Genomic DNA, 20,768 nt, shown 5'->3' on the forward strand with positions numbered 1-20,768 from the left:
TATCAATGTCTTGGGGGACTTTGCCCGAATTGGAGACACTGATTTTCTGCTGAGGGACTGGACCGATCGGAGCGGATCGGGCACACTAAATGCCGTAGGAAGGCTGATTTTTTAAAGCGATTTTATGATGTGACGACTGCATTACGGTCGGCCTTTCTACACGAAACTTGAAACCTGTGGCGCCGGTCGAGCGCGCCTTGGCCGAACCGCCGCTTCAAGCGGAGAAGGAAAATGGCCAAGACAAACACAAAACCCCCCGATGCGACACGTGACAAACCGGGCGAGCCCGTCAAACGCGGAGACGCCGAGAAACCAATCATTGTTTCGAGACGGGTCTTCAGCGATTTCGCGATGATTTGAGGCGCAAGGGCGCCGAAGACAGATATTTCAGGACCGGCCAGGTCGTGACCGCGCCATCTGCGAGGAACGACATTTCAAGGGCCAGAGGTCAGTCGCCTATTTACTCTAATCCGGCGAGCTGGCGATGTTCGGAAACCACGTCCCGAATGCGTTTTGCGCCTGCAACGCGCCGGACGGGAAAGGCCGCAGCCCGTCACTCGGGGTGGAACCAGCGGTGCGATAGCGTGACGGCATAGGGTGTCGGGGTCCATGCGCCGAAGCGGATACCAGCGCGGCGCAGGATGCGGGAGACCCAGGTGTTGCAGGTACGGAAGATATGGAAGCTGCCTGTTGCCTCGAAGAACATGTCCGTGTCAGTGAAGCCGGGGGCGGGAAGCGCGATGGCTTCGTAGTCTGCGTCAAGCTTCAGTTGTCGGAGGATCGCCATCAGAAGCCCGGAATACTCTGCGGGCGTCACCTTTAACGCCGGGCTTTCGTAGCCTTGGGGCAGTGCGCCGATCACGTCGGCGCGCAGGACGGCTTCGTCGCCGGTGACGGCGCGCCAGAGCGTGGCGGCGGGCATATCGCTGTAGGAGCCTTCGTGGGTGTAGAAGGCGCGGCTGCCCCAGCCGATCACCAGCCACTCGGCCTGTGGGTCTGCAAGGGGCAGGCCCGCCTGTTCAAGATGGAAGAAGCGTGCCCGTGTCCGGGGTGTCAGCGGCAGGAGGAGGTCATAGTGGATGGGTCCGGCCACAAGCCGTATCTCGATGGGCGGGCCGCCTTCGGCGGAGGGATTGGGCGAGAGCGAGCCGGGGATCAGGGCGCCTGCCACCGCGGACACGAGGTAGAGACTGATCAGCGCGAGAACGGCCAGAAAGCCGAGGAACAGGCGCTTTCCGGCGACCCGCAGAGCCTGCTTCAGACCTTGCCCTCAAAATCGCGGTGGACCAGCTTGGCGTCGCAATAGGGGCATTCGACAAAGCCCATGTCCTGCGGGATGGTCAGCCACACGCGCGGGTGGCCCAACGCGCCTTCGCCGCCATCACAGGCCACGCGGTAGCTGTCGACGATGCGGGTTTCGGGGGCTTCGGTCACCATTGACGGCGTTCCTTTTGGCTGCAAGTAGGTCGGGGCAGACTATATCCGAGAGACATCCGGGGACAAGAGCCGCCATGCCGACAAATGCAATCGAAGTGAGAGGCCTGGAGAAGGTCTATGGCGGTGGTAAGCGCGGCATGGCCAAACCTGCCTTGACGGGGGTGGATCTGGACGTGCCCAAAGGGTCGGTCTTTGGCCTGTTGGGGCCGAATGGCGCGGGCAAGTCGACGTTGATCAACATCCTGGCCGGGCTGGTGACCAAGACCGCGGGGCAGGTGAAGATCTGGGGGTTCGACCAGGACGTGAACCCGCGGCAGAGCCGGGCGTCCATTGGCGTGATGCCGCAGGAGCTGAACCTGGATCCGTTCTTTGCGCCGCGTGCGGCGCTGGAGGTGCAGGCGGGCCTTTATGGCGTGCCCAAGAAGGACCGGCGCAGCGACGAGATACTGGAGCTGGTGGGGCTGAGCGACAAGGCCGAAGCCTATGCGCGCACGCTGTCGGGCGGGATGCGGCGGCGGCTGCTGCTGGCCAAGGCGCTGGTGCATCACCCGCATATCCTGGTGCTGGACGAGCCGACGGCGGGCGTGGATATCGAGCTGCGCCAGATGCTGTGGCAGAACGTGCGCAAGCTGAACGAACAGGGGATGACGATCATCCTGACGACGCATTACCTGGAGGAAGCCGAGGAGATGTGCGACGAGATCGCCATCATCAACGAAGGATCGGTCGTGGCGCGGGACAGCACGGCGCACCTGCTGAGCCAGATGGACCGTCGCACGATGGTGATCGAGCCCGAGGCCGACCCGGTGGCGCTGCCCGAGGGCGAAGGGCTGACCGTCGAGACGCGGCCCGGGGGGCAGGTTGCGATCAGCTATCGTTCGACCAAGATGTCGGCCGAAGCGGTGCTGGAGGCGGTGCGGGCCTCGGGGATGCGGATCCGGGACGTGCGGACCGAGCAGGCGGACCTGGAAGAGGTTTTCCTGGAACTGACGCGCTCGCGGTAAAAGCCTATTTGTCCGACAGCCGTTTCTCGATGGCGCGCAGGCGTTGCAGGACTTCTTCGCGGTAGTCGTCGGTGCGCTCGTTGGCCTCGAGGTTGTGGGCGTCCTGCATCGAGTTCACGATCAGACCGACGACAAGGTTCACCACCGCGAAGGTCGTCACCAGGATGAAGGGCACGAAGAACACCCAGGCGTAGGGGTAGACCTCCATCACCGGGCGGACGATGCCCATGGACCACGATTCCAGCGTCATGATCTGGAAGAGGGAATAGCCCGAACGGCCAATCGTGCCGAACCATTGATCGAACAAAGCGGCCTGTTCGGGCGTGCAGGTGGGGCAGCCGCCGCCGAACAGTTTGGTCGCCATGACCGAGCCGATGTAGAACAGGATGCCCATCAGCAGGAACACCGAGCCCATGCCGGGCAGGGCGTTCATCAGCCCTTCGACCACGCGGCGCAGGGACGGGGTGACCGACAGGATCCGCAACAGGCGCAGGATGCGCAGCGCGCGCAGGACCGACAGGCCTTGCGTGGCGGGGATTAGCGAGATGCCGACGATCACGAAGTCGAAGACGCTCCAGCCATTGCGAAAGAACGCGGCGCGGCGCGCAAAGAGTTTCAGCCCGATCTCGACCACGAAGATGGCCAGGCAGATCTTGTCCAGCATGACGATGAGCGGGCCGGCGGCCTGCATCGCACGGTCGGAGGTTTCCAGGCCAAGGACCGCGGCATTGAAGAGGATCACCGCGAGGATGAAATTCTGAAAGCTCGTGCGGCTGACGAGGGCTTCGACGCGGGCGCGCAGCGAGTGCGGTTGGGTCTGTGTGGACTGGCTCATGGCGCTGGATATGGGGCAGGGCGCGCGGGCGCGCAAGGCACGGTTTGGATCAGTTGTCGGCCTTGGCCAGCATCCGCCCGAGGCCGCGCCCGCCGAGGATGTGAAGGTGGTAATGCGGCACCTCCTGCACGCCGGCTTCGCCCGCGTTCGAGATGGTGCGATAGCCCGGATTGCCGTCGCCCGGCGAGACGCCGGTCATGGCGCAGACCTGGGCTGTGACGCGCATGAAATCGACCAGTTCCGCCTCGGACGCTTCGGCGGCGAAGTGATCGTGGCAGACATACGGACCCTTGGGGATGACCAGCACATGCACGGGCGCCTGCGGCTGGATGTCGTTGAAGGCAAGCGTGTGCTCGGTTTCCAGCACGGTGTCGTTGGGGATCTCGCCGCGGAGGATCTTGGCGAAGATGTTCTGGTCGTCATAGGAAAAGGACATGGTGTGCGGCCTCAATCGGCGTAAAGGTGATCGGTTCGGGCAATCTCTAGCGCCTTGTCGGGCGCGATATCAAGGAAACGGGCGATAAGGCCCGCGTTATCCTCGGGGTCGTTCGACTGTTTCATGATGCTATGATTCTCGAACTCGGCGTCGCGGATGCGGTCGGATTCAAAGTTGATGTCGCCGCGGATCGTCGGCAGCAGGCGTTCCAGCGTTTCCTTGGGGGTCTGGGTGCCGGCCAGCCCGACGCGGCGGGCATGGCCCACAAGGTAGGCATCGGAGAATTCGCACTGGATTTCCAAAAGCTTGGTGGTGGAGCGGTCGTTGCAGAAATCCTCGAGCAGGTCGATATTACCGGGGTCCATGCAGACGATCAGGCGATCGGTCTCGAAATAGTCGAACAGCATCCGCATCAGTGCGCGGCGGTGGCGGGTGCGCTTGCCCAGCGTGGCCTGGATGCCGCCGAGGTCGGGCAGGTGGGTGTTTTCCTCGTTGAAGAGGTATTCGATGGCGGGCACGTTGGTGACCTGGCGGATCTTGTCGATCATCCGCTTGGCGACGTGCCATTTCTTGCAGATGATGATCATCAGCTCGCGTTCGCGGCCCAGGGTGCTTTCGGTTTCCCAGAACCGCAGGGCGAAACGGCGGCCGATGCGCCCGCGCCCGGTGAGAAACTTGAAGAGGCTGCGCCCCTCGTCCGAGATGTTGAAGCGGGCGTCCTCATCGGCGTAGAGCGCGCCGAGACGGGTTTTCAGCTCGGTCGCCTCGGGGCTGATCTTGCGCGCAAAGAGCGCGTCCTGGCTGAGCAGCAGGTCGTAGTGATCGTTGTAGAAGGTGACCGGCATCCCGTAATCGGTGAACATCAGGAAGGTCAGCGTGCGTGTGCGGATTTCATTCTCGGGGACGAGATGGCGCACGAGGGTCTGAAAGAACGTTTCGTCGGGAATCCAGGTGGTGCGGAAAAACCGCATCACGTCGCGGCGCTTGCGGGTGAAGTCGAGGATCCACTCGATGGTGCGGCGGCGCAGGCACCACCACTGGCTGCCGATCTGGATTTGCAGATCGGCGGGGATCTCGCGCTTGAGGCGCAGCTTTTTCTGAATGTTGAACGAGGTGTAGAACAGCCACTTGTGGTTTCGTTCGTTGAAGAAATGGCGGTAGATCAGCCGCTCTTCCTTCATCCCGGTCTTGATCCAGTCGGACGAGAAATAGTCGAAGCTTTCGATGTAATCGACATCGTGGGCGTCAAGGAAATCATGCGCGTAGCGGGCCGATTTGATTGCCGCGCAATCGCCCGACAGCATGTAGAAATGCGTGGCGCGGGGGAACGCGTCGACCGCCGCCTCGATCGAGTACAGCGTGGCCTGTACGAGCGACCACTCGCCCCAGCCGCACTTGATGCGCTTGCGGGCGAACGTGACATTGGGATTGTCGGCCAGCGCCTCGCGGATCTTGCGGTAATGTTCGGGCTTGGCGCGGGCGTCGAAGTGGATCGACATGTAGTCGCCCGCCGCGGTCAGCATGTTCGCCTGTCCGATGATCGCATCGGGGTCCTTGTGGCATAGCAGAATGAAGGCGATCCTGGCCATGGGCGAAACGATTGACCTGCTCTTTTGTCGATTGTTTATAGTGATAGAGATGAACAGCCGTTGAATAAACAGGCTTTCTTTGGTTTTTTTAACGGGTTAAACACGAATTGACCCGACAAGAACCAGAACGGCGGGGTTGGAGGCAGGCAGATGGGCTTTCCCGGTACATGGATGACGGAAAGCGAGAGCATGGTCTATCGGGTGGTGCCGAAATGCGCCTGCTCGACAATCGGGCAGATCATGTATTTCTCGGACCATGGGGAATTCTTTGACGGTGACATCCACGACGCCACGGATGGCCTGCACAAATGGGCCCGCGACGAAAGCCAGCCGCTGATCAAGGCGAATGTGCGCACGCACACGTCTTATGCGTTCACCTGCGTGCGCAACCCCTATACCCGCATCCTGTCATCGTTTTTCGACAAGATCTGCGGCATCCAGCGCAACGGCAAGCGGTATCGCGGCAAGCTGGTGCCCTTGTTGATTCAGAAATACGGGATCGAGGTGGGCGGCGAGGACGGCAAGCAGGAGTTCGACCAGATCAAGAGCTTTCGGCGGTTCCTGCTGTTCACCCGCGACACCATCCGGTGGAAACGCCCGATGGAGCCGGACATTCACTGGTCGTCGATGTCGGGGCACGTGTCGACCTTCATCGTCAATGGCGGCACCTATGACAAGATCTTCTGGACGGAGTCGTTCAACGACGGCATGGCGGATGTCCTGAAGGCGACGAAGACGCCGAACAAGGTGGATCTTAAGAAGATCCCGCGCTTCAACGAGAGCGAGGGGCACGGGCCGAAGCGCGCGCACCCGGTCGAGGACTATTTCGACGACCTGTCGATGCACCTGGTGAAAGAGATCTACCACCGGGATTTCGAGCTGTTCAAATACGATTTCGACGATCCGTCGAACAAGATGCCCATTGGTGAGATCGACCTGGACGAGGTGCACGCCAAGCTGGGCGAGTGAGCAGGGGCGTGCAGTAGCTCTCAGGAAAGCATCATACCGTCGGCAGATCGGGCCAGTCGGACATGATCGGCGCTTGCGCGGTCTTGCGGATCTCGATCATCTTGACGTCGTAGTGGTTCTCGAACTCCGACAGCGCCTTTGCCAGCCGGGGGTGATCGCGGTCGCGCCTGAAGAAGGCATTCGACAGCCAGTCGGGGGTGATGAGGTGGCAGAACGCCCGGGCCTCGCGGGCGTGCAGGCTGCGCGCGATGTCGTGGCTGGCGGATGTGTAGAGCTGGTCGTCCTGTCCGGTATCCATCGAAACGTAAAAGGGCGCACGGATCGAGATGCTGCCGGCGCCGCTGAACGTGTCGTCGGCCCATGGGGTGTGCAGGTCTGACAGCGTTTGCAGCAGCTCGGCAGGGTCGATCAGGCACATGGTGCAAAATTGCAGGATGTCGTCGCCCGGGCCGGTCAGGTCGCCCGGGCGTTCGGCGCGATGCGGCCAGCCGTCGAGGCCATAATGACCGCTTGTGAACCAGTCTTCGAATAGCCGCGCGGCCAGGATGCGCAGGGGTGCGATCAGGTCGGGCCGCCAGAACCAGAAGCCCGCCTGGAGCGCCGTTTCAAGAACCTCGGAATAATTGAGGTGACCAAAGCCGTCCGGCACCGTGCCGGTCAGCATGGTCTGGATCCCGAAGGGCAGGAAAAGCTTGATCGTCTCTTCCCCGCCGACGCAGCGGGGGTGTTCGAAATAAATTTGAGCGAACTGTTCCGGCCGTGGGCAGGTGCCGCGTTGGGCCAGCCGGGCGGCGGCGAAGATCGGCGCCGACAGGGTCTCGTCGGGAAAACACTGCGGGCAGAGCGCGTCGGGCGCGTCGTGGTAGCGGAAGGCCTCGATGCAGGTGGCAAGCGCGTCGCGCGCCGGCGGTGTTTGCGTCGGCAGGGGACAGAGCCAATCGGGGCGCGGGCCGGGGGCCGACATGCGCCTAGATCAGGCCGGCCTTGGAAAAGAGTGCCTTGACGTCCTGTTCGGGCCGGGCCCCGTAATGGGTAATGACCTCGGCGGCGGCGATACAGCCCATCCGGCCCGCGACCTGAAGCGACGCGCCGGTGGCCAGCCCGTACAGGAAGCCCGCCGCGAACTGGTCGCCCGCGCCGGTGGTGTCGACGGGGGTGATTTCATCGACGGGAACGGTCACGGTGTCGTCGCCCCTGACGATCACCACGTCATGGCCTGAGCGGGTGCAGACGATCAGGCCGCTTTCGGCCGCGGCCTGTTCCAGCGCGGCACCGAGGTCTTCGGTCTGGTAAAGCGCGCACCATTCGTGCTCGTTGCCGATGACGTAGTCCAGCTCGGTCACCAGCTTGCGAAAGTCGGCGCGGTGCCGGTCGACGCAGAACGGGTCCGACAGGGTAATGCCGGCCATGCCACCCGCCTCGCGGCAGGCGCGGGCGGCGGCGAGGAAGGCGGCCTTGCCCTTGTCCTTGTCGAAAAGATAGCCCTCCAGAAACAGCAGACCGGCGCCGCCCGCGACGGTATCGTCGACATCGTCGGGGCCAAGCTCGGTCGAAATGCCGAGATAGGTGTTCATCGACCGTTCGCCATCGGGCGAGACGAAGATCATCGAGCGGGAGGTGGGCAATTCGCCGCCGCTTGCGGGCGCGTTGACGAAATCGGTGCCGACATCCGACATCTCGCGGGCATAGTCATGGCCCAGCGCATCGTCCGACACCCGGCCGATGAAGGCGGTCGTGAGGCCCAGCGCCCCCAGCCCGGCGATGGTGTTGGCGACCGAGCCGCCCGCCATCTGGGTGCGGTTCTGCATGTTGTCGTAAAGATGTTCGGCCCGATCCTGTTCGATCAGCTGCATGATGCCTTTCTCGATGCCCATGCGGGACAGAAACCCGTCATCGGCCTGAGAGATCACATCGACGACGGCATTGCCGATGCCGACAGCCTGGTATTTGGTCAAAGTCTTTTTTCCTCGAATTGGCAAAGGTCACGGATGATACAGGTCTGGCACATCGGGGCGCGGGCCTTGCAATGGTAGCGGCCGTGCAGGATGAGCCAGTGGTGTGCGTGCTGCTGGAAATCCACCGGCACGTTGTCTTCGATGGCGCGTTCGACGGCGTCGACATCCTTGCCCGGCGCGATGCCGGTGCGGTTGCCGACGCGAAAGATGTGGGTGTCGACCGCCTGGGCGGGATAGCTCCACCACATGTTCAGAACCACGTTGGCGGTCTTGCGCCCTACGCCCGGCAGCGATTGTAGCGCGGCGCGGGAATTGGGCACCTGGCCGTCGAACCTGTCGATCAGGATGCGCGACAGCTTCATCACGTTCTTGGCCTTGTTGCGGTAAAGGCCGATGGTCTTGATGTGCTCGATCAGCTCTTCCTCGCCCAACTCCAGCATCTTTTCCGGGGTGTCGGCGATCTTGAAGAGTTCGCGCGTGGCGCGGTTGACGCCGGCATCGGTCGCCTGCGCCGAAAGGGCCACGGCGACGAGGAGCGTGTAGGCGTTGACGTGGTCGAGTTCGCCCTTGGGTTCGGCGGAGGCGGCCTGGAACCGGGTGAAAATCTCGCGGATCGTTTTGTAGTCGAGTTGCTTGGCCATGGCTGTCCTTGTGCCCGCTTTGACCGGGATGCGCAACATTCGGGTCGCGGTGCGGGGGGCGTGCGCGTACATTTCTCGTATTGAATGGAGACGCCACATGACCGCCGGGATCAACACCGAAATCCGCGATGGATATCATTTCAACGTCATGCGCCGGGCGATCGACCTGATCGACGCGGGCGGGCCGGGGGTGCGCCTGTCGGACCTGGCACGCGACATGAACATGAGCCCGGCGCATTTCCAGCGGCTTTTCACGCAATGGGTGGGCGTCAGCCCCAAGCGGTATCAGCAATACCTCGCCTTGGGGCAGGCCAAGGACCTGCTGGCCGAGCGGTTCACCACGCTGGATACCGCGCATGAGCTGGGCCTGTCGGGCACCGGGCGGCTGCATGACCTGTTCCTGCGCTGGGAGGCGATGAGCCCCGGCGAGTTCGCGCGGCGGGGCGACGGGCTGAAGATTTACTGGGGGTGGTTCGACAGCCCCTTCGGCCTGGCGCTGGTGATGGGCACGGAAAAGGGCATCTGCGGCATCGGGTTTGCCAGTGAAACCGGCGAGGCGGCGGCGATGGAGGACATGATCGCGCGTTGGCCCAACGCCGAGTTCGTCGAGGACCCGATGATGCTGCGCCCGTGGGTGTTGACGGCCTTTGGCGCAGGCGATCAGCAGGGCGAAAAGGTGCCGCTCTACATGATCGGCGCGCCGTTCCAAATCAAGGTGTGGGAGGCGCTGATGCGGATTCCCTCGGGGCACGTGACGACCTATTCGGAAATCGCGCAGTCCATCGGCAATCCGCGGGCCGTGCGCGCCGTGGGCACGGCGGTGGGGCGCAACCCGGTCAGTTTCCTGATCCCGTGCCACCGCGCGCTACGCAAGTCGGGCGGACTGGGCGGCTATCACTGGGGCCTGCCGGTGAAACGGGCGATCCTGGCGTGGGAAAGTGCGCGGGCGGAAGCCGGGTAAGGCCATTTTCTGCGTAGAAAATGGGGCAATAAATGCGCATTTATTGCCGGCTCCGAACGGGCTCTGCGCGGATCATTGCCGGTTTGCGCACAGAATGTGCTTGGGCCTTGGCCATAAATTGCTTAGAATCACCTTCAGACCCGGCAAACGGGCGTTTGGAACATGAGGCATCAGGATGAGCATTTCACATAAAACCGTCACTCTTATTGCGGGTCTGTCGATGTTGGGGGCCACGGCCTGTACCAGCCCGACCTACTTGGACGACACCGCAGTCGACCGGAACCAGAAGGCCAAACAGGGCGCACTGCTGGGCGGGCTGCTGGGTGCGGGCGCGGGGGCGCTCGTGGCCGACAAGAAGGTCAAGGGCGCGCTGATCGGCGGCGCGGTCGGCGCGGCGGGCGGTGCCGTGGCAGGCACCATGCTGGACCGGCAGGAAGCCGAGCTGCGCAACAATATCGGCAATGACAATGTCGATATCCAGAACACCGGCGACCGCCTGATCGTGACGCTGCCGCAGGATATCCTGTTCGACGTGGACAGCGCAGCGGTGCGTCCGGGCCTGCGCAGCGATCTGTCGGCCGTGGCGCAGAATTTGCAGAAGTACCCCGACAGCCGGGTGCAGATCGTCGGCCATACGGACAATTCCGGTGGGGCCGAGCATAACCAGGCCCTGTCCGAGCGGCGCGCGAATGCCGTGGCGGACGTGCTGATGAACAACGGCGTGGCCTTTGGCCGGATCGACGCGTTCGGCCGGGGCGAGGATGTGCCGGTGGCGTCGAACCTGACCGAGGACGGCAAGGCGCAGAACCGCCGGGTGGAAATAGTGATCCTGCCCAACGCGGTCTGAGGACGGACCCGCCCGGCGCGACAGGGTCGTTGCGCCGGGCAGTTCCTGTTCAGAAACCGATCAGCCGTTCGGCCAGCGCGATGAAAAGCGGGATGCTGAGGATCGCGACGGGCGTGCCTAGGCCGGTCGAGGCGCCGACATAGGCCGAGGGGTTCGCCTCGGGCAGCGCGCCGCGCAGCGTGGGCGGGCCCGAAATGTCCGAACTGGACGCCGCCATCACCGACAGCAGGACGACACCCCCGGCGGAAAAGCCGGTCAGATGGTGTGCGGCCAGGCCCAGTGCGAAGCCGAGGCAGCCATGCACCAGCGGCGCGGTCAGGCCATAGAGCACGTAGGCATGGGCGACCTTGCGCAGTTCCGATAGCCGCGCCCAGGCTTCCATCCCCATGATCAGCATCAGGATCGACAGCAGACCGTGGAACAGCGGCTTGTAGAAGTCGTGATACACCGTCTCGGGGCGCGCGAAGAGGCCCAGAACTATGCCAAGAAGCAGTGCGCTGATCGCCGGGCTGCGCAGCGTATCGGTCAGGATGCCGCGCATCAGGCCAGGCTCGAGCCGGGCGGGTGCATCGCCGTCACCGCTGCCAAGGCTGAGCGTCGCGGTGCCGCTGCCGTTGCCGCTTGCGGCCGGGGCGCGACGGACGGCGGCAACCCGGGCCAGCAGAATGGCAGTGACCAGTGCCGCGATATCCATGAACGGGTAGAGCGCGCCGATGAAGCCCTCGTAGGCGATGCCTTCGGCATCGAGCATCGTCATGCCGGCGGCCAGGGTCGAGGCGGAAACGGCCCCGAAGAGACCCGCCGTGGCCATGCCGTCCACCGGTCTGACACCGCGCCAGCGCGCGAGCGTCCGTGTGCCCAGCAGAACGATCAGGATGCCGGCCAGCGCGGCGCAGAAGGCCGGTACGGCGAGCGCGGCCAGATCGGCCTCGCGCATGGCGATACCGCCGCTAAGGCCGACCTTGAGCAGCAGCAGAACGATGATGAACTTGTAGACGGGATCGGGAATTTCGAACTTGCTGCCGATCGCGGCGAGCACCATGCCCCCCAGCAGGAATGACAGGGTTGGTTTTTGCAGTTGGTCGAGCAGGGTCGACATGAGTGCGGTAAGAATATCCATGAGCTTGTCCCTCTGAACGGATGCGATGGCGATCAGATAGCGGGCAACCTGACTAATAAAAAATACAACTATCTTTATTTATCGTTCTATTTTATGGAATGATCATGGATCTGAACTATCACCATCTGCGGTATTTCCAGGCCGTCGCGACCGAAGGCAACCTGACGCGGGCGGCGGAAAAGCTGAACCTGTCACAATCGGCGCTGTCGACGCAGATCCGGACATTGGAGGCACGTCTGGGTCACGCCTTGTTCGAGCGGGTGGGGCGCACGCTGGAGCTGACCGAGGTGGGCCGCATCACGCTGGACCACGCGGCCCGGATTTTTGCCACGGGCGATGAGTTGCTGGCGGTGTTGCGGCGCGAAAGCCTGCAAACGCCGCCGCTCAGGGTCGGGGCGCTGTCGACCTTGTCGCGCAACTTTCAGTTGGGGTTCCTGAGGCCGGTGATCGCGGAGGCGGGCACGGGGATCGTCCTGCGGTCAGGCCAGGTCGACGGCCTGCTGGAGGACCTGGCCGCGCTGAGGCTGGACGTGGTGCTGATGACCGAACCGCCGCGTCCGGGCGCGGGCGAAGACCTTGTGGCGCACCGGATCGCCGAGCAGCCGGTTGGCTTGCACGGGCTGCCGGAACGGATGGCGCATCCGACGCTGCGCGCGCTGCTGGAAAGAGAGCCTGTCATCGTGCCCACGGAAAGCCCGATCCGCACCGGCTTCGATGCGCTGGTGGCGCGGCTTGGGGTCAACGTGACCATCGCGGCGGATGTGGACGACATGGCGATGGTTCGTCTGCTGGCGCGCGAGGGCGCGGGCGTGGCAGTGGCGCCGTCGGTGGTGCTGAAGGACGAGATACGCGACGGTGTTCTGCAGACCGCGAAATTCGATCTGAAGATCGTGGAGACGTTTTATGCGGTCACGGTCCGGCGCAACTTTCCGCATCCGATGTTGCGGGACCTGTTGCCGACCGAGGCGGCGGCGTAGGGCGGCACGGCACGCACCGCCCCAAAGGGTCAGCCGAAGACGCGGCCCAGCGCCTCGTCTACAGAGGCGACGATCTGGTCGATGTCGTCCTTGGTCGAGATCAGCGCCGGTGAGAAGCACAGCGTGTTGTTGAAGCCCGGGATCGAGCGGTTGGTCACGCCGATGATCGTGCCCTGCGCCATGCAGTCGGCGACGACGGCCTGGGCCTGTTTCTCGGGTACCGGCTCCTTGCTGGCGCGGTCCGAGACAAGCTCGGCCCCGAGGAAGAGACCCTTGCCGCGGACCTGGCCGATGACGGCGTGCTTGTCGGCCAGCGCGTTCAGTTGGTCCATCATGTAGTCGCCCATTTGCGTGGTGTTTTCCAGCAGGCCTTCCTCTTCGATGATCGCGACGTTTTCCAGCGCCGCGGCGGGGCCAGCGGTGCAGCCGCCGAAGGTCGAGATGTCGCGGAAGTAGTTCAGCGGATCCTCGATATCGTCCTTGAACATGTCAAAGACCTTTTCGTTGGTCACGCAGCAGGCGATGGCGGCATAGCCGGAGGCGACGCCCTTGGCCATGGTCACGAAATCGGGCTCGACGCCGTAATGCTGGTAGCCGAACCAATGGGTGCCGGTACGGCCCACGCCGCAGACGACCTCGTCAATATGCAGCAGGATGTCGTACTTGCGGCAGATCTCCTGCACGCGAGGCCAGTAACCCTCGGGCGGGGTGATGACGCCGCCGCCGGCAGTGACCGGCTCAAGGCAGAGCGCGCCCACCGTGTCGGGGCCTTCGGCAAGGATGACTTCCTCGATCGCGTTGGCCGCGGCGATGCCGTATTCCTCGCCGGTCAGGTCCCATTGGGCGCGGTATTCAAGGCAGTGCGGCACGCGTACGAAACCGGGCGCGAAGGGGCCGTATTGCGCGTTGCGTTCGTCCTGGCCGCCCGCCGACATCGTGCCGATGGTCGAGCCGTGATAGTCGCGCTCGCGGTAGAGGATCTTGTATTTCTTGCCGCCATAGCGCTTGTGCGCGATCTGGCGGACCATCTTGAAGGCTTTCTCGTTCGCCTCGGAGCCGGAATTGGTGAAATAGACCCGGCTCATGCCCGGCATCTTGGAAATCAGCTTTTCCGAGAAGAGCGCGCCGGGGATCGAGCCGGCGGATCCGGCGAAATAGGGCAGCTTGATCAGCTGGTCGCGGATGGCGTTGGCGATGCGCTCGCGGCCATAGCCTACGTTCACCGTCCAGACCCCGCCGGACACGGCGTCGATATGTTCCTTGCCGTGCTGGTCCCAGACTCGCATCCCCTTGCCCTCGACGATGATGCGGGGGGCGCCGGTCTGGAACGGCTGGTGTTGAATCAGGTGGTGCCAGACATGGGCGCGGTCGGCGTCCACGACTTTGTCGATATCATTCAGCAGGTTGCCATCCATGGGAAGCTCCATCAGGTCGGGCCCGGCACAGCGGCCGGGGGCGGATGAGTGCACAGCAGTGCGATTGCATCATAATCAGCCGTGAAACTGCGACTGTCGATAGGGCCAGGCAGGGTCATTGTTTAGGTCCAGAAAGTGGTGAGCTACTTTCGCTGAAACGCGAAACGCGTGCTATTCTGCTGATTTCCGAGACGGTTTTCCCGAAACTTCGGTTCGGAAAGGTGGAAGAAGCCGCGTCAGCCAGACAAAATCATTGATCGGAATCGTAAATTCGGATCGGATGAGGCCGCATCTGCCATCGGGGGCAGCGTGATGGCATGGTTTCTGCCGTGCAGCGAATGTCCCCGGCAAGGATGGCGCAACAAAAAAGAAACGACAGTCCAGGGAGACAAGAAGCAATGACACTCAAGTCGAAACTCATGGCGGCCACCACCGGCGCGGCACTTCTGGCCGGCGCGTCCGCCTCGGCGCAGGAGCTGACGGTCGGCTATTTCCTCGAATGGCCGATGCCGTTCCAGTATGCCAAGGCCGAAGGCATGTATGATGAAGCGTTGGGCATGACCGTGAACTGGGTCAGCTTCGACACCGGTACGGCGATGAGCGCCGCGATGGCCTCGGGCGACGTGCAGCTGAGCGTGAGCCAGGGCGTGCCGCCCTTCGTGGTGGCCACCAGCGCGGGCCAGGATCTGCAGATCGTCGACGTGGCCGTGTCCTATTCCGACAACGACAACTGCGTCGTGTCGGCGGCGCTGGAGATTGACAAGGACAGCGCGGGTGAGCTGGCCGGCAAGAAGGTCGCCGTGCCGCTGGGCACCGCGGCGCATTACGGTTTTCTGAAGCAGATGGACCATTTCGGCGTGTCGCTGGACAGCCTGACGGTCGTCGACATGGCCCCCGCCGAAGGACAGGCCGCACTGGCGCAGGGTGCCGTTGACATGGCGTGTGGCTGGGGCGGTGCGCTGCGCCGCATGAAGGAAAGCGGCAACGTCCTGCTGACCGGTGCCGAGAAGGAAGAGCTGGGCATCCTGGTGTTCGACGTGACCTCTGGCCCGGCCTCGTTCATCGCCGAAAACCCCGACGTGGTGACGAACTTTCTGAAGGTGACGGCCGAGGCCAACGCCATGTGGGCGGACGAGGCCAACCACGAGAAGATGCTGCCGGTGATCGCCGAGGACGCGGGCATGTCGGAAGAAGACACGATGGCCACCATCGAGACCTTCGTCTTTCCGCCGGTCGACGAGCAGCTGACCGAGAAGTGGCTGGGCGGCGGCGCGCAGGAATTCATGCTGGGTGTCGCGAACGTCTTTGTGGAATCCGGTTCGATTGACGCGGCGAAAGCCTCTTACGAGACGAATGTGAACACCGGCCCGCTGGAAGCGGTTCAGTAAGGCGGTTCACGCAGGATAGACCGCGGGCCACGCGCATGGCCCGCGGTCATTCAAGACCTACAAAAATCTCGAAACGAAGGGGGCAGGCATGTCGACACTGAAAATCGACAATATTTCCATGCGCTTCGATTTGCCGAATGGCGGCCATGTGCAGGCGCTCAAGGACGTCTCGCTGGAATTGCAGAGCGGGGAGTTGATGAGCGTGCTGGGGCCGTCCGGTTGTGGCAAGACCACGCTTTTGAACATCGTGGCGGGCTTCCTTGCGCCGACTGAGGGAAAGATCACGCTAAACGATCACAAGGTGACCGGCCCCGATGCGGAACGCGGCATGGTGTTTCAGCAAGGCGCCCTATTCGAGTGGATGAGCGTGCGCGACAACGTGAGCTTTGGCCCCCGGATGAAAGGCGAGAGCAAGTCCAAGTACATGCCGACGGTCAACCACCTGCTGGATGTGGTCGGCCTGAAGGATTTCAAGGAAAAGGCCATTTACGAGCTGTCCGGCGGGATGCAGCAGCGCGTGGCACTTGCGCGGTGCCTGGCCAACGATCCCGACGTCATCCTGATGGATGAACCGTTGGGGGCATTGGACGCGCTGACTCGCGAGAAGATGCAGGGGCTGGTGCTGAAGCTGTGGAAGGAAACCGGCAAGACGATCATCCTGATCACCCACTCGGTGGAAGAGGCGCTGCTCTTGGGCGAGCGTCTGCTGGTCATGGCGCCGCGGCCGGGGCGCATCCACAAGGAATACCGCCTGCCCTTTGCCGACCTGGGCGTGGGCAAGGACTTGCGCGAGGTGAAGAAGCACCCCGAGTTCAGTCAGCGGCGTGAGGAAATCCTCGAGATGATCTGGAACATGGAAGAAGAGATCATGGGCCGGGTGGAGGAAAGCGCATGACCGGGTTCATCGTTCTCGCGCTTTACGTGGCCGCGTTCTTTGTCGCGTATCTCGCGGTTTCGGCGCTGTACCGAGCGTTCTTTGCGCGGGCCGATTTCACTGCGCTGAAGACGGTCACCTTTGGCGATGAAAGCGCCGTCCGCCCGAACCGGGCGGCCAGTGTGCTGTCGGTGATCACGATCTTCCTGCTGTGGGTGGCCTTTACCAATTCGAGCCTGCCGTTGCCGCAGGCCTCGTCGCCGTATTTGGGTGAGGTCACGTTCACCTATACATCCACGTTGCCGGACGGACGGGCGGACGATGCCGAGGTATCCGTTCTGGTCTACCGCGAGGATATCAGCCAGACGGTGGATTCCGAAGGCAACCCGGGGCGCATCCCGGCCGCACCCGAGGTCGAGCCGGGCGACGGGTTTGCCAAGAACGACAGCGTTGTGGTGCCGCGATACGGCTACAAGGTGATCAACGTGCTGGGCAATGACGAGTTGGGTCGGTCCGAGGATGCCGTCATTACCGCGCTCAACGGGACCGAGGTGCAGGCCGGCGAGACGATCAAGCTGCCGGAAGGCGAGCTTGGGCTGACGGACAAGGGCACGCCGACATTCTCGCCCTCGACGGGCAACCGGATGCAGCGGCTGTACCTGCCCGCGCCCGAGGTGACGGTGGAGCGGTTCGTCGAGTTGAACGAGGACGGATACCGCAATTACACGCTTTGGCAGCATACGTGGATTTCGCTGCAACGGGTCTTGCTGGGCTTTTTCTTCGGCGCGCTGGTGGGGATCCCCCTGGGCTATGCGATGGGCCTGACCAACTGGGCGCGCGGCTGGTTCGACCCGATCGTGGAGTTCATGCGGCCGGTGCCGCCGCTGGCGTTGATCCCGCTGATGATCATCTGGTTCGGCATCGGCGAGCAGTCCAAGGTGATCCTGCTGTTCCTGGCGGCGCTGTGGATCATGGCGATCGCGGCGCGGGCCGGCGTGTCGGGCGTGGCGATTTCCAAGGTGCACGCGGCCTATTCGTTGGGCGCGAGCAAGATGCAGGTGCTGACCAAGGTGATCATTCCCAACAGCCTGCCGGAGATATTCACCGGTGCCCGCGTGGCGATGGGGGTCTGCTGGGGCACGGTGGTTGCGGCCGAACTGGTGGCCGCGGAGCGGGGCCTTGGCATGATGATCATGGTCGCGTCGAAATTCCAGCTGACCGATATCGTGATCGTGGGGATCATCCTGATCGGGATCATCGGTTTCCTGATCGACGTGGGCATCCGGATGCTGGAAAAATGGCTGGTGCCCTGGAAAGGGCGCGTCTGACGCCAGCGATATGGCAGAAACGCCCGGCCGATGCGCCGGGCGTTTTGTTTCAGGCGCGCATGTCCTTGGGCGAGCCCATCACCACGAAAGAGGTGATGGCGTTGACCTGCGGCAGGGTGCCGATCACGTCGGTGTGGAAAGACTTGTAGGCGGGTAGGTCGGCGACCTCGATCCGCAGAAGGTATTCGACCGAGCCGGTGATGTTGTGACACTCCACCACCTCGGGGGCGATGGCCATGGCGCGCTCGAAGGCGACCTGGCTGTCCTTGGTGTGGGAGTTGAGGCCGACCGTTGCATAGGCGACGAAACCGACGCCCAGCTTGGAGCGGTCGAGCACGGCGCGGAAGCCGGTGATGATGCCGCGGCGTTCGAGATCCTGCACCCGGCGCAGGCAGGCCGAGGGCGAGAGGCCGACTCGTTCCGCGAGGTCCAGATTGCTGATCCGACCGTCACGTTGGAGTTCTTGCAATATCTTGTCGCTGATTTGATCCATGGTGCATTCAGATTGCACAAAACTTTCAATAACACAAACAAACGCAATTTCACTGCGCCTTATGCGGCATATGGTTGCGTCCATGACATTCGATCTGCTTCTTCTACTGTCGGGCTTTGCCCTAGCCACGGTCATCACGCCCGGGCCCAACAACCTGATGCTCATGGCTTCGGGGGCCAACTTCGGATTCCGCCGGACGGTGCCGCATATGCTGGGCATTACGCTGGGCTTTCCGTGCATGATCGTGCTCGTGGGCCTTGGCGTGATGCGGCTTTTCGATGTGTGGCCGCCCGCCTATGTGATCCTGAAGGTCCTGAGTGTGCTGTATCTTCTGTACCTGGCGTGGAAGATCGCCAATGCGGCGCCGCCAAAGGAAGCGCAGGCCGGGGGCAGACCGCTGAGTTTCCTGCAATCGGCGGCATTCCAGTGGGTGAATCCGAAGGCATGGAGCATGGCGTTGTCGGCCATCACCCTCTACGCGGCAAGCCGCGACCTTGCCGCCGTCCTGTGGGTCGCGGGCGTGTATGTTGTGGTGTCTGTGGTCAGCACGACAAGCTGGACAGTGCTGGGGCAGCAGATGCGGCGCTTTCTGAACAGCCCGACGCGTCTGCGGGTGTTCAACCGGGTGATGGCGGCGCTGCTGGTGGCCACGCTGATCCTCGTGCTGCGTCAGCCGCCGGCCTAGGGCGGGCTTGCGACGCACCCGCGATGCTGCGATGACGGTCGGCATGACGATCACGCTTCTTCATACCGCCAAGGTGCATTGCGCGCGGTTCGACCGCATCCGTGACAGGATTGCACCGGACACGACCCTGAACCACATCGTGCGCCCGCGCTGGCTGCAGCGGGCCGAGGACGGCGGCGGCGCATCGCTGGAAGACGAGATTGCAGGCGTCGTCGCGCGGGCCCGGGGGCCGGTTCTGTGTACCTGCACGACGCTTGGGCCGGTGGCCGAGAGCGCGGGCGCGATGCGCGTGGACTGGCCGATGATGCGGGCGGCGGCAGGGGCGCGGGGGCCGGTGCTGATGGCGTTCTGTTTGGAAAGTACCTATGCGCCCAGTCTTGCTCTGCTGGAGCGGGCCTTGGCCGAGCAAGGGACGCCGCAAAAGGTTTATCCCCTGCCGATGCCGCAATACTGGCTTTTGTTCGAGGCAGGCGAGACAGACGCCTTTGACGCCGTGATAGCGGGCGAGGTGCGGCAGGCCGTGGCGGCGCAGGGCGACGTGGCGGCGGTGGTTCTGGCGCAAGCCTCGATGGCGGGCGCGGCGGCGCGGCTGGAGGATCTGGGCGTGCCGGTGCTGAGCTCACCGGAGTTGGCGCTGCGGGCTGTGCTGGGCGTCGCGGGCGGCTAGAGCCGTTTGAACATGTAGGTCGTGGAATGCAGCGTGCGCCCGTCGGGATCGAGGGCGAAATCGGGGATGACGCCCGCCACCTCGAACCCCACGGATGCGTAAAGCGATTGCGAGACGTCGCCGCTGCGGGTGTCGAGGGTGACGTTGGTCTTGCCCAAGGCACGAGCGTGGTCCAGCGCGGCGGACAGAAGCACGCGCCCCAGACCGCGGCGGCGAGCGGTGGGATGGACCATCATCTTGGCGATCTCGGCCCGGTGCGGCTGGTTTCTTGGCATAGCGGTGATCAACTGGACCGTCCCTGCCAGCGTATCGCCAAGCTGGGCGGTGAACAGGCTGCGGGCGTTGGCCGTCACATGCGGAAAGACATCGTCGCGCCAAAAGGCGCTGGCCGTCTCGGGTGTGAGCGGATGCAGGAAGCTGACGGCGGCGCCGTCGGCCACGGTGTCGATCAGCAGGCGGGTGAGACCGTCAAGGTTTCGCTCCAGCTCGGGTCCGGTCAGCGCGGCGATCCGGGGCGGCGTCATGCGAGTGCCAGCAGGTAGCGGGCGCCGTCAGGCCCGGCGCGGAATTCCGACACGCCGTGCAGGCGGTAGCGCAGACAGTCGCCGGGCGACAGGCTGTGGGTCTGACCGTCGACGGTGATCTGCAACGCGCCTTCCAGCAATACGAAATGATGTTCGTGGCCCGGCACGCTGGGTTGGTCGTAGGAGATGTGCGCGTGCGGTTTCAGCGTCGCCTCGACCAGTTCGAGTTGCAGGTCGGCGCTGGGCGGCGAGACGTTGCGGCGGTGAAAGCCGTGACTGGCATCGTGATAGACCGGCTGGGCGTCGCGAGACACCAGCGCCTCAAAGCGGCCTTCCAGCGGCGCGATCAGTTGCGAGATCGGCAGGCGCAATGCGGTCGAGAGCTTGGCAAGGGTGTCGGCCGTCGGGCTGACCTCGCCATTTTCAATGCGCGAGAGGCTGGCGCGGCTGATGGTGCTGGCGGTGGCCAACTCCGCGAGCGTGAGGTTGCGCGAGTGGCGCAGGTCGCGGATGTGTCTGGCCAGCGGGGGCGGGACGGCGAGAGATGATTCCATAAATGGGAATAAATTCCATTTTCGGGATTCGCGCAAGCCGGAACTTGCGAAGTTTGTTGAACCCCCGGG

General features: G+C 63.5%; 23 protein-coding genes. 10 read left to right on the forward strand and 13 right to left on the reverse strand.

The features are described 5' to 3' along the window. Positions 1-553: 553 nt before the first annotated feature. Together XM53_RS06375 and XM53_RS06380 are read right to left on the reverse strand one after the other, a co-directional pair. The gene (locus XM53_RS06375; RefSeq protein WP_160321368.1) at positions 554-1,180 is read right to left on the reverse strand and encodes a TIGR02117 family protein; all 627 of its coding nucleotides are present in this window, start codon (positions 1,178-1,180) and stop codon (positions 554-556) included. A gap of 77 nt (positions 1,181-1,257) precedes the next feature. Further along, complete coding sequence (locus XM53_RS06380) at positions 1,258-1,437, reverse strand: zinc-finger domain-containing protein (protein WP_057791472.1); 180 nt, start codon at positions 1,435-1,437, stop codon at positions 1,258-1,260. A gap of 74 nt (positions 1,438-1,511) precedes the next feature. Between XM53_RS06380 and XM53_RS06385 the strand changes: the two genes are divergently transcribed. Continuing rightward, complete coding sequence (locus XM53_RS06385) at positions 1,512-2,441, forward strand: ABC transporter ATP-binding protein (RefSeq protein WP_057791474.1); 930 nt, start codon at positions 1,512-1,514, stop codon at positions 2,439-2,441. 4 nt (positions 2,442-2,445) lie between these two features. On the opposite strand, the gene XM53_RS06390 is transcribed toward XM53_RS06385, so the two are convergent. Genes XM53_RS06390 through XM53_RS06400 form a run of 3 tightly spaced genes read right to left on the reverse strand, consistent with a single transcriptional unit; the run spans position 2,446 to position 5,301 of the window. Continuing rightward, positions 2,446-3,276, reverse strand: a complete 831-nt coding sequence (locus XM53_RS06390; RefSeq protein WP_057791622.1) for an ion transporter — start codon at positions 3,274-3,276, stop codon at positions 2,446-2,448. Between the two features lie 49 nt (positions 3,277-3,325). Continuing rightward, a complete protein-coding gene (locus tag XM53_RS06395) occupies positions 3,326-3,712 on the reverse strand; it encodes a histidine triad nucleotide-binding protein (RefSeq protein ID WP_057791476.1) in 387 nt (128 codons plus the stop codon). A gap of 11 nt (positions 3,713-3,723) precedes the next feature. Continuing rightward, positions 3,724-5,301: a DUF5928 domain-containing protein gene (locus XM53_RS06400; RefSeq protein ID WP_057791477.1), complete on the reverse strand. Its 1,578-nt coding sequence runs from the start codon at positions 5,299-5,301 to the stop codon at positions 3,724-3,726. A gap of 150 nt (positions 5,302-5,451) precedes the next feature. Here XM53_RS06400 and XM53_RS06405 point away from each other — a divergent pair, with 150 nt between their 5' ends. Then, complete coding sequence (locus XM53_RS06405) at positions 5,452-6,270, forward strand: sulfotransferase family protein (RefSeq protein ID WP_057791479.1); 819 nt, start codon at positions 5,452-5,454, stop codon at positions 6,268-6,270. A 31-nt stretch (positions 6,271-6,301) separates the two neighbouring features. Here the strand turns inward: XM53_RS06405 and XM53_RS06410 are convergent, their stop codons facing one another. The 3 genes from XM53_RS06410 to nth are packed head-to-tail and all read right to left on the reverse strand — an operon-like array spanning position 6,302 to position 8,866. Beyond that, a complete protein-coding gene (locus tag XM53_RS06410; RefSeq protein ID WP_057791481.1) occupies positions 6,302-7,234 on the reverse strand; it encodes a hypothetical protein in 933 nt (310 codons plus the stop codon). 4 nt (positions 7,235-7,238) lie between these two features. After that, complete coding sequence (locus XM53_RS06415) at positions 7,239-8,225, reverse strand: adenosine kinase (protein ID WP_057791482.1); 987 nt, start codon at positions 8,223-8,225, stop codon at positions 7,239-7,241. Then, positions 8,222-8,866 carry an endonuclease III gene (gene nth / locus XM53_RS06420; RefSeq protein WP_057791484.1) on the reverse strand — a complete coding sequence of 215 codons (645 nt, stop codon included), beginning with the start codon at positions 8,864-8,866 and terminating at the stop codon, positions 8,222-8,224. Before nth ends, XM53_RS06415 begins: the two co-directional genes overlap by 4 nt. 97 nt (positions 8,867-8,963) lie before the next feature. Between nth and XM53_RS06425 the strand changes: the two genes are divergently transcribed. Then, the gene (locus tag XM53_RS06425; protein WP_057791486.1) at positions 8,964-9,827 is read left to right on the forward strand and encodes a methylated-DNA--[protein]-cysteine S-methyltransferase; all 864 of its coding nucleotides are present in this window, start codon (positions 8,964-8,966) and stop codon (positions 9,825-9,827) included. A gap of 175 nt (positions 9,828-10,002) precedes the next feature. Further along, positions 10,003-10,674, forward strand: coding sequence for an OmpA family protein (locus XM53_RS06430; RefSeq protein ID WP_057791488.1), 672 nt, complete (start codon positions 10,003-10,005; stop codon positions 10,672-10,674). A gap of 49 nt (positions 10,675-10,723) precedes the next feature. Here the strand turns inward: XM53_RS06430 and XM53_RS06435 are convergent, their stop codons facing one another. Further along, the gene (locus XM53_RS06435; RefSeq protein WP_057791490.1) at positions 10,724-11,794 is read right to left on the reverse strand and encodes a sodium-dependent bicarbonate transport family permease; all 1,071 of its coding nucleotides are present in this window, start codon (positions 11,792-11,794) and stop codon (positions 10,724-10,726) included. A 104-nt stretch (positions 11,795-11,898) separates the two neighbouring features. On the opposite strand from XM53_RS06435, the gene XM53_RS06440 reads away from it, so the two are divergent. Further along, a complete protein-coding gene (locus tag XM53_RS06440; RefSeq protein WP_057791492.1) occupies positions 11,899-12,771 on the forward strand; it encodes a LysR family transcriptional regulator in 873 nt (290 codons plus the stop codon). 29 nt (positions 12,772-12,800) lie between these two features. Here XM53_RS06440 and XM53_RS06445 read toward each other — a convergent pair whose 3' ends face one another. Then, a complete protein-coding gene (locus tag XM53_RS06445) occupies positions 12,801-14,186 on the reverse strand; it encodes an aminotransferase family protein (protein ID WP_057791494.1) in 1,386 nt (461 codons plus the stop codon). A 398-nt stretch (positions 14,187-14,584) separates the two neighbouring features. On the opposite strand from XM53_RS06445, the gene XM53_RS06450 reads away from it, so the two are divergent. The 3 genes from XM53_RS06450 (at position 14,585) to XM53_RS06460 (ending at position 17,776) form a co-directional block, all read left to right on the forward strand. Further along, positions 14,585-15,574, forward strand: a complete 990-nt coding sequence (locus XM53_RS06450) for a taurine ABC transporter substrate-binding protein (RefSeq protein WP_057791496.1) — start codon at positions 14,585-14,587, stop codon at positions 15,572-15,574. 88 nt (positions 15,575-15,662) lie between these two features. Then, complete coding sequence (locus XM53_RS06455; protein ID WP_057791498.1) at positions 15,663-16,469, forward strand: taurine ABC transporter ATP-binding protein; 807 nt, start codon at positions 15,663-15,665, stop codon at positions 16,467-16,469. Next, the gene (locus tag XM53_RS06460) at positions 16,466-17,776 is read left to right on the forward strand and encodes an ABC transporter permease (RefSeq protein WP_057791500.1); all 1,311 of its coding nucleotides are present in this window, start codon (positions 16,466-16,468) and stop codon (positions 17,774-17,776) included. The genes XM53_RS06455 and XM53_RS06460 overlap by 4 nt, the downstream gene beginning before the upstream one ends. A 49-nt stretch (positions 17,777-17,825) precedes the next feature. Here the strand turns inward: XM53_RS06460 and XM53_RS06465 are convergent, their stop codons facing one another. Then, complete coding sequence (locus XM53_RS06465; protein WP_057791502.1) at positions 17,826-18,269, reverse strand: Lrp/AsnC family transcriptional regulator; 444 nt, start codon at positions 18,267-18,269, stop codon at positions 17,826-17,828. A gap of 82 nt (positions 18,270-18,351) precedes the next feature. On the opposite strand from XM53_RS06465, the gene XM53_RS06470 reads away from it, so the two are divergent. Continuing rightward, positions 18,352-18,954 carry a LysE family translocator gene (locus XM53_RS06470; protein WP_144435479.1) on the forward strand — a complete coding sequence of 201 codons (603 nt, stop codon included), beginning with the start codon at positions 18,352-18,354 and terminating at the stop codon, positions 18,952-18,954. 43 nt (positions 18,955-18,997) lie between these two features. Next, positions 18,998-19,621, forward strand: a complete 624-nt coding sequence (locus tag XM53_RS06475; protein WP_057791505.1) for a hypothetical protein — start codon at positions 18,998-19,000, stop codon at positions 19,619-19,621. On the opposite strand, the gene XM53_RS06480 is transcribed toward XM53_RS06475, so the two are convergent. Together XM53_RS06480 and XM53_RS06485 are read right to left on the reverse strand one after the other, a co-directional pair. Further along, a complete protein-coding gene (locus XM53_RS06480; RefSeq protein ID WP_057791507.1) occupies positions 19,618-20,145 on the reverse strand; it encodes a GNAT family N-acetyltransferase in 528 nt (175 codons plus the stop codon). The genes XM53_RS06475 and XM53_RS06480 overlap by 4 nt on opposite strands. Further along, on the reverse strand, positions 20,142-20,699 hold the full coding sequence (locus XM53_RS06485) for a helix-turn-helix domain-containing protein (protein WP_057791508.1): 558 nt from the start codon (positions 20,697-20,699) through the stop codon (positions 20,142-20,144). Before XM53_RS06485 ends, XM53_RS06480 begins: the two co-directional genes overlap by 4 nt. Positions 20,700-20,768 lie beyond the last annotated feature (69 nt).

The organism is Roseovarius atlanticus (assembly GCF_001441615.1).
In the GTDB taxonomy this organism is placed as follows: domain Bacteria; phylum Pseudomonadota; class Alphaproteobacteria; order Rhodobacterales; family Rhodobacteraceae; genus Roseovarius; species Roseovarius atlanticus.

Excerpts from the sequence above, each read along its gene's own strand:
- XM53_RS06435 (WP_057791490.1), bottom strand. The coding sequence starts at position 11,794 with ATGGATATTCTTACCGCACTCATGTCGACCCTGCTCGACCAACTGCAA.
- XM53_RS06405 (WP_057791479.1), top strand. The coding sequence starts at position 5,452 with ATGGGCTTTCCCGGTACATGGATGACGGAAAGCGAGAGCATGGTCTAT.
- XM53_RS06425 (WP_057791486.1), top strand. The coding sequence starts at position 8,964 with ATGACCGCCGGGATCAACACCGAAATCCGCGATGGATATCATTTCAAC.
- XM53_RS06445 (WP_057791494.1), bottom strand. The coding sequence starts at position 14,186 with ATGGATGGCAACCTGCTGAATGATATCGACAAAGTCGTGGACGCCGAC.
- XM53_RS06385 (WP_057791474.1), top strand. The coding sequence starts at position 1,512 with ATGCCGACAAATGCAATCGAAGTGAGAGGCCTGGAGAAGGTCTATGGC.
- XM53_RS06480 (WP_057791507.1), bottom strand. The coding sequence starts at position 20,145 with ATGACGCCGCCCCGGATCGCCGCGCTGACCGGACCCGAGCTGGAGCGA.
- XM53_RS06485 (WP_057791508.1), bottom strand. The coding sequence starts at position 20,699 with ATGGAATCATCTCTCGCCGTCCCGCCCCCGCTGGCCAGACACATCCGC.
- XM53_RS06440 (WP_057791492.1), top strand. The coding sequence starts at position 11,899 with ATGGATCTGAACTATCACCATCTGCGGTATTTCCAGGCCGTCGCGACC.
- XM53_RS06475 (WP_057791505.1), top strand. The coding sequence starts at position 18,998 with ATGACGATCACGCTTCTTCATACCGCCAAGGTGCATTGCGCGCGGTTC.
- XM53_RS06410 (WP_057791481.1), bottom strand. The coding sequence starts at position 7,234 with ATGTCGGCCCCCGGCCCGCGCCCCGATTGGCTCTGTCCCCTGCCGACG.
- XM53_RS06390 (WP_057791622.1), bottom strand. The coding sequence starts at position 3,276 with ATGAGCCAGTCCACACAGACCCAACCGCACTCGCTGCGCGCCCGCGTC.
- XM53_RS06470 (WP_144435479.1), top strand. The coding sequence starts at position 18,352 with ATGACATTCGATCTGCTTCTTCTACTGTCGGGCTTTGCCCTAGCCACG.
- XM53_RS06430 (WP_057791488.1), top strand. The coding sequence starts at position 10,003 with ATGAGCATTTCACATAAAACCGTCACTCTTATTGCGGGTCTGTCGATG.
- XM53_RS06450 (WP_057791496.1), top strand. The coding sequence starts at position 14,585 with ATGACACTCAAGTCGAAACTCATGGCGGCCACCACCGGCGCGGCACTT.
- XM53_RS06400 (WP_057791477.1), bottom strand. The coding sequence starts at position 5,301 with ATGGCCAGGATCGCCTTCATTCTGCTATGCCACAAGGACCCCGATGCG.
- XM53_RS06465 (WP_057791502.1), bottom strand. The coding sequence starts at position 18,269 with ATGGATCAAATCAGCGACAAGATATTGCAAGAACTCCAACGTGACGGT.
- XM53_RS06455 (WP_057791498.1), top strand. The coding sequence starts at position 15,663 with ATGTCGACACTGAAAATCGACAATATTTCCATGCGCTTCGATTTGCCG.
- XM53_RS06395 (WP_057791476.1), bottom strand. The coding sequence starts at position 3,712 with ATGTCCTTTTCCTATGACGACCAGAACATCTTCGCCAAGATCCTCCGC.
- XM53_RS06380 (WP_057791472.1), bottom strand. The coding sequence starts at position 1,437 with ATGGTGACCGAAGCCCCCGAAACCCGCATCGTCGACAGCTACCGCGTG.
- XM53_RS06460 (WP_057791500.1), top strand. The coding sequence starts at position 16,466 with ATGACCGGGTTCATCGTTCTCGCGCTTTACGTGGCCGCGTTCTTTGTC.
- nth (WP_057791484.1), bottom strand. The coding sequence starts at position 8,866 with ATGGCCAAGCAACTCGACTACAAAACGATCCGCGAGATTTTCACCCGG.